The organism is Streptomyces sp. SAI-127, assembly GCF_029894425.1.
Classification (GTDB): Bacteria; Actinomycetota; Actinomycetes; order Streptomycetales; family Streptomycetaceae; genus Streptomyces.
This window is the reverse complement of sequence record NZ_JARXYJ010000001.1, coordinates 3,845,641-3,858,087: the sequence shown is the minus strand read 5'-3', so window position 1 is coordinate 3,858,087 and position 12,447 is coordinate 3,845,641. Positions and strand designations below refer to the sequence as shown.

At 71.3% G+C, this 12,447-nt stretch carries 11 protein-coding genes; 5 read left to right on the top strand and 6 right to left on the bottom strand.

Going from position 1 to position 12,447, the window contains the following annotated elements:
• Position 1: 1 nt before the first annotated feature.
• Complete coding sequence (locus M2157_RS17440) at positions 2-871, bottom strand: alpha/beta hydrolase (protein WP_280865674.1); 870 nt, start codon at positions 869-871, stop codon at positions 2-4.
• Between the two features lie 165 nt (positions 872-1,036).
• A complete protein-coding gene (locus M2157_RS17435; RefSeq protein WP_280865673.1) occupies positions 1,037-3,772 on the bottom strand; it encodes a DEAD/DEAH box helicase in 2,736 nt (911 codons plus the stop codon).
• Between the two features lie 495 nt (positions 3,773-4,267).
• Between M2157_RS17435 and M2157_RS17430 the strand changes: the two genes are divergently transcribed.
• Entirely contained in the window at positions 4,268-5,014 is a 747-nt protein-coding gene (locus M2157_RS17430; RefSeq protein ID WP_280862693.1) for a ferritin-like fold-containing protein, read from the top strand.
• 69 nt (positions 5,015-5,083) lie between these two features.
• Here M2157_RS17430 and M2157_RS17425 read toward each other — a convergent pair whose 3' ends face one another.
• From M2157_RS17425 to M2157_RS17410, 4 genes are all read right to left on the bottom strand, one after another.
• On the bottom strand, positions 5,084-5,353 hold the full coding sequence (locus M2157_RS17425; protein ID WP_280862692.1) for a hypothetical protein: 270 nt from the start codon (positions 5,351-5,353) through the stop codon (positions 5,084-5,086).
• A gap of 180 nt (positions 5,354-5,533) precedes the next feature.
• Positions 5,534-5,761 carry a DUF3107 domain-containing protein gene (locus tag M2157_RS17420; protein ID WP_020119766.1) on the bottom strand — a complete coding sequence of 76 codons (228 nt, stop codon included), beginning with the start codon at positions 5,759-5,761 and terminating at the stop codon, positions 5,534-5,536.
• 177 nt (positions 5,762-5,938) lie between these two features.
• Positions 5,939-6,580, bottom strand: a complete 642-nt coding sequence (locus tag M2157_RS17415; protein WP_069765852.1) for a TetR/AcrR family transcriptional regulator — start codon at positions 6,578-6,580, stop codon at positions 5,939-5,941.
• 220 nt (positions 6,581-6,800) lie between these two features.
• Positions 6,801-7,034, bottom strand: coding sequence for a hypothetical protein (locus M2157_RS17410; RefSeq protein ID WP_280862691.1), 234 nt, complete (start codon positions 7,032-7,034; stop codon positions 6,801-6,803).
• A 190-nt stretch (positions 7,035-7,224) separates the two neighbouring features.
• Here M2157_RS17410 and M2157_RS17405 point away from each other — a divergent pair, with 190 nt between their 5' ends.
• The 4 genes from M2157_RS17405 (at position 7,225) to M2157_RS17395 (ending at position 12,446) form a co-directional block, all read left to right on the top strand.
• The gene (locus M2157_RS17405) at positions 7,225-8,307 is read left to right on the top strand and encodes an alpha/beta hydrolase (protein ID WP_280862690.1); all 1,083 of its coding nucleotides are present in this window, start codon (positions 7,225-7,227) and stop codon (positions 8,305-8,307) included.
• A gap of 653 nt (positions 8,308-8,960) precedes the next feature.
• Positions 8,961-10,409: a DUF3152 domain-containing protein gene (locus M2157_RS17400; RefSeq protein WP_280868220.1), complete on the top strand. Its 1,449-nt coding sequence runs from the start codon at positions 8,961-8,963 to the stop codon at positions 10,407-10,409.
• 57 nt (positions 10,410-10,466) lie between these two features.
• Positions 10,467-10,562: an Ms4533A family Cys-rich leader peptide gene (locus M2157_RS49125; protein WP_311714713.1), complete on the top strand. Its 96-nt coding sequence runs from the start codon at positions 10,467-10,469 to the stop codon at positions 10,560-10,562.
• A gap of 165 nt (positions 10,563-10,727) precedes the next feature.
• On the top strand, positions 10,728-12,446 hold the full coding sequence (locus tag M2157_RS17395; RefSeq protein WP_280862689.1) for an ABC transporter substrate-binding protein: 1,719 nt from the start codon (positions 10,728-10,730) through the stop codon (positions 12,444-12,446).
• The last annotated feature ends 1 nt before the right edge of the window (position 12,447 follow it).

Sequence of the window (12,447 nt, the reverse complement as noted above, 5' to 3'; positions counted from 1 at the left end):
CTCAACGGCCGACGCCGTCCCAGAAGTCGGCCAGGGCGTGGGCCATGGGGAGGGGCTGGTCGGCGTTGGGGGAGTGTTCGGCTCCCGGGATCACCGTGCGGCGGGCGCCCAGTCGTACGGCCATGTCGTCGAGGAGAGGCACCGGCCAGGTGTCGTCCTGCGATCCGGACAGGACGTGGAACGGCAGCGGGACGGCGGCGAGTTCGCCGACCCGGTCCGGCTCGGTGCACAACTGGCGGCCCGTCGCGAGGAGTTGGGCGGGCTTGTTGCCGAGCCAGCGGCGGCGGAGCTGTTCGACGTCCCCGATGCCCTTGGCGGGGCCGCCCACCTCCTCCGGCGGGCCCATGGCCAGGATCGCGTCCCACACCTCGGTCATCGTCATCACACCGAGCGCGTCCCGCAGCAGCTTCACCCGCTGCTGCTGGGAGTCGGAGATCTGCGCGGGGCCCGAGGAGACGAGGGTGAAGGACAGGAAGGGGGAGTGGTCGAGCAGTACGGCAGCGCGCGCGATCTGACCGCCCAGGGAATGTCCGAGCAGGTGCAGGGGTGCGTCGAGCGCGGCGGCCTGGGCGAGCACGTCCCGTGCCAACTCGCCTCGCGTGTAGGCGGATTCGTCGGTCTCCGGGCCGTCCGACTCGAACTGTCCCCGCCCGTCCACGGCCACGACCCGGTATCCGCGCGCCGTGAGCGGCTCGTGGAGGAGCGTGAAGTCCTCCTTGCTCCCCGTGAACCCGGGCAGCAGCAGCGCGGTGCCCTTCTCGGCGACACCGGGGGGCACGGCCGAGTCCACGGCCGCGAACTCACCGCGGTCGGTGCGCAGGGGGTAGGCACGGGCGCCGGGGGGCGGGGTGAAGACGGCTCGGGTGCTCACGGGGTGAGGGTATCCGGCGGGGGTGAGGGGCCGGCGTCGTAGGGGGCCGCGGGGCGCCGGCCTGGTCGTGATGGGTGTGGTCGGCGCCGGCTGCTGCGGGCCGGTGCGGTGCGGGTACGCCGACGGCCCGGCCCCAGGTGAAGGGGCCGGGCCGTCAGTCTGGGTTCAGCTGTCCGCGGGCTCCGCGGCGGCCGTCTTGCGGGTCCGGCGGCGCGGTGCGGCAACCTTCGGCTCCTGGTCCGCCTGGGCCGGGATGTCGGCGGTCAGGACGGGCTCGGCGGCCTTGCGGGTGGTACGCCGACGGGGCTTGGCCTCGACCGTGTCCGCGACGACCTCGGCGGTGGCCGCGGTCTTGCGCGTGCGCCGGGGCTTGGCCTCCGCGGTCTCCGCCGTGTCGGCGGTGGCCTCCGTCGTCGCGGTCGCGGTCGCGGTCGTGGTCTTGCGGGTGCGGCGCGGCTTGGTGGCCGTGCCTTCCGCGGTGTCCACTGCCGTCTCGGCCGCCTTCGCCGAGCTCGCCGTCTTTCGCGTACGTCGCGGGTTGGCCACCTCGACCGCCTCCGGCTCCTGGACCGCCTGGGCCGGGATGTCGGCGGTCACGGCGGGCTCGGCGGCCTTGCGGGTGCGGCGGCGCGGCTTGGCTTCCGTCGCCTCGGCCGTGTCCACCGCGGCTTCCGCGGCCGGAGTGGCGGCTGCCTTGCGGGTGCGGCGGGGCTTGGCCTCGGTGGCTTCGGCCGTGTCCACCGCGGTCTCGGCGGCGGTCGTAGCCGGGGCTGCGGCCTTGCGGGTGCGGCGCGGCTTGGCCTCGGTGGCCTCTGCCGTATCCACGGTGGCCTCCGCGGCCGGAGTGGCGGCTGCCTTGCGGGTGCGGCGCGGCTTGGCCTCCACGGCCTCCGCCGTGTCCACCGCGGTCTCGGCGGCGGTCGTAGCCGGGGCTGCGGCCTTGCGGGTGCGCCGGGGCTTGGCCTCCGCGGTCTCCGCCGTGTCGGCGGTGGCCTCCGTCGTCGCGGTCGCGGTCGCGGTCGTGGTCTTGCGGGTGCGGCGCGGCTTGGTGGCCGTGCCTTCCGCGGTGTCCACTGCCGTCTCGGCGGCGGGAGTGGCGGCTGCCTTGCGGGTGCGGCGGGGCTTGGCCTCGGTGGCTTCGGCCGTGTCAACGGCGGTCTCCGCGGCCGGAGCCGCAACCGCCGTCTTGCGCGTACGGCGCGGCTTCGTGGCCGGAGCCTCCGCCTCCGGAGCGGCCTCGGTGGCCGGAGCGGCATCCGTGACCGGCGTGGTCTCGACGACCGTCTCCACCGCGGCCGGCGTCTCCGCCGACCTGCGGGTCCGGCGGCGGCGCGGCTTGGCCGGGGTCTCGGTGCCGAGGGACGGGCCCTCCGCCGCCGTGACGGCGGACTCCGCGGCCTCGGACACGGCGGGTTCGACCGCCGCCGCTGCCGCGGTCGCCGTGGCCGGCGCCGAGTCGGACGCCCCGCCGCGGGTGCGGCGGCGACGGCGCGGGGTGCGGGTCGCGGTGGTGTCCTCGACCGCGGTGGTCTCCGACGGGGCGACCGCCTCGGCGGGGGCCGTCACGTCCGGCGCCGTCCCACCACGGGTACGACGGCGACGGCGCGGCGTACGCTCCGAGCGCTCGCGGTCGGCGGAGCGGGACTCGTCCCGGCCACCACGCCCGCGGCCCCGGTCACGGTCACCACGGCCGCGTGCACCGCGTCCGCCCGGCTCGCCCAGGTCCTCCAGCTCCTCCGCGGCGAGCCCCGCGCGCGTGCGCTCGCCCCGCGGCAGGACACCCTTGGTGCCCGCGGGGATGCTCAACTCCTCGTAGAAGTGCGGGGAGGTGGAGTACGTCTCCGGCGGATCGTTGAAGTTGAGCTCGAGCGCCTTGTTGATCAGCTGCCAGCGCGGGATGTCGTCCCAGTCGACGAGGGTGATCGCGATGCCCTTGGCACCCGCGCGACCGGTACGGCCGATGCGGTGCAGGTACGTCTTCTCCTCTTCGGGAGACTGGTAGTTGATGACGTGCGTGACGCCCTCGACGTCGATGCCGCGGGCGGCGACGTCGGTGCAGACGAGGACGTCCACCTTGCCGTTGCGGAAGGCGCGCAGCGCCTGCTCACGGGCGCCCTGGCCCAGGTCGCCGTGGACCGCGCCGGCGGCGAAGCCGCGCTGCTGGAGCTGGTCGGCCAGGTCGGCCGCGGTGCGCTTGGTGCGGCAGAAGACCATGACCAGTCCCCGGCCGTCGGCCTGCAGTATGCGCGCGACCATCTCGGGCTTGTCCATGTTGTGCGCGCGGTACACGTGCTGCTTGGTGTTCGCGACCGTCCTGCCCGCGTCGTCGGGCGAGGTGGCGTTGATGTGCGTGGGCTGCGACATGTAGCGGCGCGCGAGACCGATGACCGCGCCCGGCATGGTCGCCGAGAACAGCATCGTCTGGCGGCGGGCCGGCAGCATGTTGATGATCTTCTCGACGTCGGGCAGGAAGCCCAGGTCGAGCATCTCGTCGGCCTCGTCGAGGACGAGCGCCCTGATGTGGCCGAGGTTGAGCTTCTTCTGGCCCGCGAGGTCCAGCAGTCGGCCCGGGGTGCCGACGACGACGTCGACGCCCTTCTTGAGGGCCTCGACCTGAGGCTCGTAGGCGCGGCCGCCGTAGATGGCGAGGACGCGTACGTTGCGCACCTTGCCCGCGGTCAGCAGGTCGTTGGTGACCTGGGTGCACAGCTCGCGCGTGGGGACGACGACGAGCGCCTGCGGGGCGTCGGTGAGGTCCTCGGGCTTGGCGCGGCCGGCCTCGACGTCGGCGGGGACGGTGACGCGCTCGAGGAGCGGAAGGCCGAAGCCCAGCGTCTTGCCGGTGCCGGTCTTGGCCTGGCCGATGACGTCGGAGCCGGAGAGGGCGACCGGGAGCGTCATCTGCTGGATGGGGAACGGGTTGATGATGCCGACGGCTTCGAGGGCCTCGGCCGTCTCGGTGAGAATCCCGAGATCGCGGAAGGTCGTAGTCAGGGTGCTGCCTCTTCTGTGTGCGCGGTGCGAGGCGAGCGCAGGGGGTCGTCTACCGTGCTGGGGACGTCGGCTGCCTTACGGGCTAAGCCGTAATGACACGGGACCACTGCCGACGCTCTAGCGCTCGTACCGCTGAGGGTCCCCCTCCGAACTCCGTACGCACAGTGCCGTACGGGCGAGGAGGGCTGTCGGGTCGGAGCCGATCGGGCCACCGACCGGGCATCCTCATACGTGCGGCCTGTCGAGGTTCGGTGCACTCATGAAGTGCCGTCGTACCAGCAGGCGCATTACCACCATACCCCGGAATCGTGCACATGCGATGGCCGATTTGGTCACGTAGTCGTCGTCACACTGATTGACCAGGGCCTTCCGCCGTCCGGAGAGCGGGCTATTGTGCGCTTCATGACGACCTCTGACAAGCCCGACAACGCCTCCGAGACCCCTGCCGAACCCACCGGAGTCGCCGCCCAGGACTGGACGAAGGCCTCCGCCGACCCGCAGTACCGAGCCGCGGTCGTCGACCTGCTCGGCGCGCTCGCGTACGGCGAACTGGCGGCCTTCGAGCGGCTCGCGGAGGACGCGAAGCTGGCGCCGACGCTGGCGGACAAGGCGGAGCTGGCGAAGATGGCGTCGGCCGAGTTCCACCACTACGAGAAGCTGCGTGACCGGCTGGCCGAGATCGGCGAGGAGCCGACGCTCGCGATGGAGCCGTTCGTCGCGGCACTCGACGGCTTCCACCGGCAGACGGCGCCCTCGGACTGGCTGGAGGGGCTCGTCAAGGCGTACGTCGGCGACTCGATCGCCAGTGACTTCTACCGTGAGGTCGCGGCGCGGCTCGACGCGGACTCGCGCGAGCTGGTGCTGGCCGTCCTCGACGACACCGGGCACGCCGGGTTCGCCGTCGAGAAGGTGCGGGCGGCGATCGACGCGGACCCGCGGGTGGGCGGCCGACTGGCCCTGTGGGCGCGGCGCTTGATGGGGGAGGCGCTGTCGCAGTCGCAGCGGGTCGTCGCCGACCGGGACGCGTTGTCGACGATGCTCGTGGGTGGGGTCGCCGACGGGTTCGATCTCGCCGAGGTGGGGCGGATGTTCTCGCGGATCACCGAGGCGCACACGAAGCGGATGGCTGCGCTGGGCCTGGCGGCTTAGCGCCCGGCAGCTCGGGGGCTGTGCTCTGTCGGCGGCTGCGGGTTCGTTGTGGCTGGTCGCGCAGTTCCCCTACGCCGGCGCTGATCGGCGCAGTCTGCCGTTCGGCCGCAGGAGCAGGGACAGCGACGCCACCGAGACCACTGCCGCGCCCAGGAGGATCAGCAGGATGTTGCCCGGGTCCAGCGCGGTGTGGGTCACGAAGGCGCCGAAGAGTGCTCCCGCGGTGCCCGTGGCGAGGACCAGGGAGCGGGTCGGCAGGCGGTGGGCGAGGCGGTGAACCGCCACCCCCGCCAGTACGAGACCGAGCAGAGCGGAGCCGAGCGCTTCGATCAACATCATGGGGTCCCTCCCACGGCCACACTGCGCATCACGGTCGTAGCCCGTCATACCCGTGACCTGCGGAATGCAATCCTCCTCCGGGTGGTCCCCGTGCTCCATACGTGGAGAGAAGAATCTTGCCCGCGGCACGAAGAGGGGCCCGGCGACTTCCGGTCGCCGGGCCCCTCTTCGTCTGTGTGGCTACAGCGCGCCGAAGCCCACCTTGCGCGGAGCCGGCTCACCGAGCTCGACGTACGCCAGACGGTCGGCCGGGACGAGGACCTTGCGGCCGTGCTCGTCCACCAGGCTCAGCAGCTGAGACTTGCCGGCCAGGGCCTCCGCCACCGCCCGCTCGACCTCCTCGGCGCTCTGACCGCTCTCCAGAACGATCTCGCGGGGCGCGTGCTGCACGCCGATCTTGACCTCCACGGCTATGTCCCTCCGACGGTCAGTGAAGTGCGCGACCTTCCGCGCCGTACCCAGCACACATTAGCCCGGTGAGGGGACGTCCACGTTCCGCGCAAGAACGCCAACAGCGAACAACGGACGGGAACAAACGACCCGCACGCGCGCGTGCGGGTCGAAGTGGTGGTCCCAGTGCTGCTTTCAGTGGTTCTCCATGCCGTGCAGCGGGAATCCGGCGATGCCCCGCCACGCCAGTGACGTCAGCAGCTGGACCGCCTGGTCGCGCGGGACGCTGCGGTCGCTGTGCAGCCAGGACCGGGCCACCACCTGGGCGAGCCCACCGAGGCCCGAGGCGAGCAGCATCGACTCCGCGCGCGAGAGGCCGGTGTCCTCCGCGATGACCTCGGAGATCGCCTCGGCGCACTCGACGGTGACCTTGTCGACGCGCTCGCGCACCGCGGGCTCGTTCGTCAGGTCCGACTCGAAGACCAGGCGGAAGGCTCCGCCGTCGTCCTCGACGTACGCGAAATAGGCGTCCATGGTCGCCCGTACGCGCTGCTTGTTGTCGGTCGTCGACGCGAGCGCGGTGCGTACCGCCAGGATCAGGGACTCGCAGTGCTGGTCCAGCAGCGCGAGATAGAGGTCGAGCTTGCCCGGGAAGTGCTGGTAGAGCACCGGCTTGCTGACGCCGGCGCGCTCGGCGATGTCGTCCATCGCGGCCGCGTGGTAGCCCTGTGCCACGAAGACTTCCTGCGCGGCGCCCAGCAGCTGGTTCCGTCGGGCACGGCGCGGCAGGCGCGTCCCGCGCGGGCGTGCCGCCTCTGTCTGCTCGATGGCTGTCACGCCGCCTCCCAATGTCGTCCACATGCGGTGTGCGCCGCGCCGCCATCGTACTTTTCGGTAACCGTGCTGTGCGCGGTACGAACGCAGAATTTCACGGACCGGACGGTGACGAAAACCGCCCAAAGGTTTCAAACAGTCATCTAGTGGGCATCGGCCGTCCCGCTCCTGCTCGGGAATTCCCTGATGAGTGCGTTGTCGGCCACTCGGCGCCGGACCGACGTCACCGATAGTCGTCCTCGTCGAGCGAGACGACCCTGGCCTGTTCGACGAGGTCGGCCTCGTTGGCCCGGTCGGGGTCCACGCCGGTCAGGGGGTCGTCGCGGTCGGGCGCGATGTCGGTGTGCTGCTCGGCCGCGTCGACCTCGGGGGCCTCGACGTCGAGCTCGACGACGTCCTCCTCCTCGAAGGACTCGGAGTCGGTGAAGGCCTCGGGGTCGGTGGGGTCGTAGGCCATGGTGGGCTCCCTTCCTAGAACGTCCCTGATGTACACAGGGGGCCACATTCGGGTGCCCTGCGTACGAGCCTAGGAGACACACGATCTGGATGCCATGCGATGTGCGTGCCGCCGCCGCGCACACCTCGTACATGTGCTCTGTGATGGCGAACACATGAACCACTGCGTGATCGTCTCGTAACATTGCCGCATGTCTTCGTCCGAGCTGCCCTTCGTGCCGCCCGCCACCGTCCTTCCCAAAGTGGCGCCCGTCAGGGTCGGTGAGGGCGAGCGGATCAGGTCGGTGGGGCTGCCGGGGATCACCCTGGCGGTGCGTTCGAGACCGCCCGCGCGCGAGGGGCTGCCGCCCGCCTTGTACGTCCATGGCCTGGGCGGTTCCTCGCAGAACTGGTCGGCGCTGATGGAGCAGCTGGAGGGCGACGTCGACGGCGAGGCCGTCGATCTGCCGGGCTTCGGTGACTCCCCGCCGCCGGACGACGGCAACTACTCGATCACCGGGCACGCGCGCGCGGTGATCCGCTTTCTCGACGCGTCCGGCCGCGGTCCGGTCCACCTCTTCGGGAACTCCCTCGGCGGCGCGGTGTCCACGCGCGTGGCGGCGGTGCGGCCCGACCTGGTGCGCACCCTCACCCTCGTTTCGCCGGCCCTCCCGGAGATCCGCGTCCAGCGCACCGCCGTGCCCACGGGGCTGCTGGCGGTGCCCGGCGTGGCCGGTCTGTTCACCCGGTACAGCAAGAACTGGACGGCCGAGCAGCGCGTCCGCGGGGTCACGGCCCTGTGCTACGGCGACCCCGGACGGGTCACTCCGGAGGGCTTCCGGAACGCGGTGGAGGAGATGGAGCGGCGGCTGCAACTGCCGTACTTCTGGGACGCGATGACGCGTTCCGCGCGCGGGCTGGTGAACGCGTACACACTGGGTGGCCAGCACGCGCTGTGGCGCCAGGCCGAGCGTGTTCTCGCGCCCACGCTCCTCGTCTACGGCGGCCGCGACCAGCTCGTCGGCTTCCGCATGGCCCAGAAGGCGGCCCGAACCTTCCGCGACTCCCGGCTGCTGACCCTGCCGGAGGCGGGGCACGTGGCGATGATGGAGTACCCGGAGACGGTGGCGGGGGCGTTCCGGGAGTTCGCCGCGGACGGGGCGACTTCTGACGGTTCCGTGGGAGGCTCTGACAGGCGCTCCGTGGGTGCCTCCGCTGAGGGGGCCTCGGGTGACGGGGGCGATGCCGCGACGGCCTCCGGTGACGGGGCCGACGCCACGACTGTGGGGAGCTGAGGCGGGGCGTGGGACGCCACAGTCGACGCGGGCCCGCTCCCAAGAAGGGGCCCGACAAGGGCAGTTCCGACCAGGGCGATGCGGGCCGGGCGGGCGCCGAGGGAGTGCGGGGCGGCAAGGGTCTCGGTACGGAGGCTACGGGCCGGGCGGGTGCCGAGGGGGCGCGGGGCGCCAAGGGTCTCGGCGCGGAGGCGACGGGCCGGGGACGGATGCCGACTTCTCCCGCTCCGGCGCCGCAGACTGCTCGACAGACGGCGCCGGGCGGCCGGGGGGCCGACCGCGGCGCACCCGGGGCTGGACCCGGGGCTGGACCCGGGGCTGGACCCGCGGTCGACGCTGCCGGGTATCGGGTGCCTGCGCAGGGCGGCCCGCGGCTTCCGGATGGCACGCCTGCACACGGTTTTCCTCGGCTTGGGGACGGTACGCCTGGGCGTGGCGTTCCCCGGGCTGCGGAGGGGACGCCTGCGCACGGGTTTCCGCGGGTTCAGGACGGGACGCCCGGGCACGGGTTTCCTCGGCTTGCGGACGGCGCCCCTGCGCGTGGCATTCCTCGGCTTGCGGATGGGACGCCCGCGCACGGCTTTCCCCGGGTTCCGGACGGGACGCCTGCGCACGGGTTTCCTCGGCTTGCGGACGGCGCCCCTGCGCGTGGCATTCCTCGGCTTGCGGATGGGACGCCCGCGCACGGCTTTCCCCGGGTTCCGGACGGGACGCCTGCGCACGGGTTTCCGCGGCTCCCGGACGGGACGCCCGCGCACGGCTTTCCTCGGCTGCCCGACGGCACGCCGGCGCGTGGAGTCCCTCGGGTGTCCGACGGTCCGTCGGGCCAAGGTGTGCGGCGGTTCCCGGACGGGACGCCCCCGCACGGTTTCCCGCGGCAGGCCGACGGCACCCCGGCCCATGGTGTCCCCCGGGTCCGTGGCGGCCATCCCGAGCAGCGTGAATCCGGGGGCGGCTGGGGGGAGTCGAGCGATCGGGGGCCGGACGGGCACGCCGCCGCCGGACCGGGAGCCGCTCCTCCGCGGCAGCGGCAGGGCCCGTCGGGATCGAGGTCGGGGCCACGACAGGATTACGTCGACGCGTTCACCGACGAGGTCGACGTCTTCGCGCCCGGCGGCCCGCGTGGCCCTGGTGGGCCCAGCAGCACCGCTCCCGCGAACGGTCCCGTCCCGGGAGCCGGCGCGCCCGTCGCCGCGCACGCCTCCGGCCCGTACGGCTCGGTCACCGACTGGCCCGACGACACCGACACCGACGAGGGCGCCCGGCCCGACCCTGACGACGCGCCGCCGGTGGCCAAGGGCGGCAAGGGCCGGGCGTTCACCGGCATCGCGGCCGCCGCCGTCGTCACGGTGCTCGCCGTCGTCGTGGCAGGACAGGTCACCGACGGGCGCGACACCGCCGTGGGCACGCAGTCCGCGACCGACCAGGCCCGGGACGCCCGCGACACCGTCACGGGCGCGGAGGGGCAGCCGACGCCGTCCTCCTCGGCGAGCGTGGCGACGCTGACGTACGAACAGGCGATGGCCACCAAGTACCCGCTCAGCGCCAAGCTCGACGGCTCGGGGAAGTTCGACGCGATCCAGGGGGTCGACAAGGCGCCCGGCAAGGGACAGAAGTACACCTACCGCGTGGACGTGGAGCAGGGTCTCGGACTCGACGGCGCACTCTTCGCCGAGGCCGTGCAGAAGACGCTCAACGACGACCGCAGCTGGGCCCACGGCGGCGCCCGGACCTTCGAGCGCGTCTACTCGGGCAAACCCGACTTCGTGATCACGCTCGCCAGTCCCGGCACCACGGCCGACTGGTGCGCCAAGTCCGGTCTCGACACCACCGAGGACAACGTCTCGTGCGACTCGGCCGCCACCGAACGCGTGATGATCAACGCGTATCGATGGGCGCAGGGATCAAGTACATACGGTGACCAGATCCATGCCTACCGTCAAATGTTGATCAACCACGAAGTCGGTCACCGCCTCGGCTACTCCCATGTCACCTGCGACAAGAACGGCGAGCTCGCGCCGGTGATGCAGCAGCAGACCAAGTTCCTCGACCACGACGGGATCCACTGCCGGGCCAACGCCTGGCCGTACCCCGGGAGTTGATGGATGGCGCCCATGTCACATTGACATGGGTTGATTCGGTCGTACATATTGCTGCGCATGTGGTCTAGTCATGCCGTCGAGAGCAGCGCCGCCATCCAGCTGGCGCTCATCGGTGTGACCCCGCTCTGCGTGGCCGACATTCTCTGTCGCTGACGCCCGCCCTCAGGCGCGCGCGTCGCGAATCCCGCATTTTCTCCGTGACCTGAGTCACGGCTCTTTCGACGACCCGACGCCGGGGCAGACGTCTGTCCACTTTCGTCTCATCCTTCGTCAATCTGTCTCGCCATTCGAGACCCATCATTCGAGAGGTCGTCTCCGATGCGTCCACCGTCCCTCACCACGCGCCGTGTGGCAGCGGTATCCGTAAGCCTGGTTCTGGCAGCGGGCGCCGCCGCCTGCGGACCTGAGGACAACGATGCCAAGAGCTCCGGTGGCGACTCCACGCCCCACAAGGGCGGCACCCTCACGGTGCTGAACTCCAACCCGCAGCAGGACTTCGACCCCGCCCGCCTGTACACCTCCGGCGGCGGCAACGTGCCCTCGCTCGTCTTCCGCACCCTCACCACCCGCAACCGCGAGAACGGCGCCGCCGGGGCCGAGGTCGTCCCCGACCTCGCCACCGACACCGGGCGCCCCAACAAGGACGCGACCGTGTGGACGTACACGCTGAAGGCCGGACTCAAGTACGAGGACGGCACCGCGATCACCTCGGCCGACATCAAGTACGGCATCGAGCGCTCCTTCGCGCCCGAACTCTCCGGCGGCGCCCCCTACCTGCGGGACTGGCTGGTCGGCGCGGCGGACTACCAGGGGCCGTACAAGGACAAGAAGGGTCTCGCGGCCATCGGGACGCCGGACGCCCGCACCATCGTCTTCCATCTGAACAAGCCCGAGGGCGAGTTCCCCTTCCTGGCCACGCAGACGCAGTTCACGCCCGTCCCGAAGGCCAAGGACACCGGTACGAAGTACGAGGAGCACCCCGTCTCGTCCGGCCCGTACAAGGTCGTCACGAACGACAACGACGGTGAGCACCTCGTCCTGGAGCGCAACACGTACTGGTCCACTTCCACGGACGCCGAGCGAAAGGCGTACCCGGACAGGATCGACGTCAAGTCGGGGCTCGACTCATCGGTGATCAACCAGCGGCTGTCGGCGTCCCAGGGTGCGGACACCGCCGCGGTCACCACGGACACCAACCTCGGCCCGGCCGAACTCGCCAAGGTGACGGGCGACAAGGAACTCGCCTCCCGCGTCGGCACCGGGCACTTCGGCTACACCAACTACATAGCGTTCAACCCGACGGTCAAGCCGTTCGACAACGTCAAGGTGCGGCAGGCCATCTCGTACGCCATCGACCGGTCCTCCGTGGTGAACGCGGCCGGCGGCAGCGCGCTCGCCGAGTCCGCCACCACCTTCCTGCCGAACCAGAAGTCCTTCGGCTACGAGCCGTACGACCTCTTCCCGGCCGGTGCGACGGGCAACGCGGCGAAGGCCAAGGAGCTGCTCAAGGAGGCCGGACACCCGAACGGGCTCACGGTCACGCTCACCCACTCCAACGCCAAGGACTTCGAGACCAGCCCCGAGATCGCGACCGCGATCCAGGACGCGCTCAAGAAGGCCGGCATCACGGTCAAGCTCCAGGGCCTGGAGGACAACGACTACTCGGACAAGATCCACAGTGTGAAGACCGAGCCCGGCTTCTTCCTCGCCCACTGGGGTGCCGACTGGCCCTCCGGCGGACCCTTCCTCGCCCCGATCTTCGACGGCCGTCAGATCGTCAAGGACGGCGCGAACTTCAACACGGGCCTGCTCAATGACAAGTCGGTCAATGACGAGATTGACGCGATCAACAAGTTGACCGATCTTGACGCTGCCGCCAAGCGGTGGGGTGCACTGGACAAGAAGATCGGCGAGCAGGCACTGACCGTGCCGCTGTTCCACCCGGTCTACAAGCGTCTGTACGGCAAGGACATCAAGAACGTCGTGATCAGCGACTGGACCGGTGTGCTGGACATCTCGCAGGTCGCGGTCAAGTAAC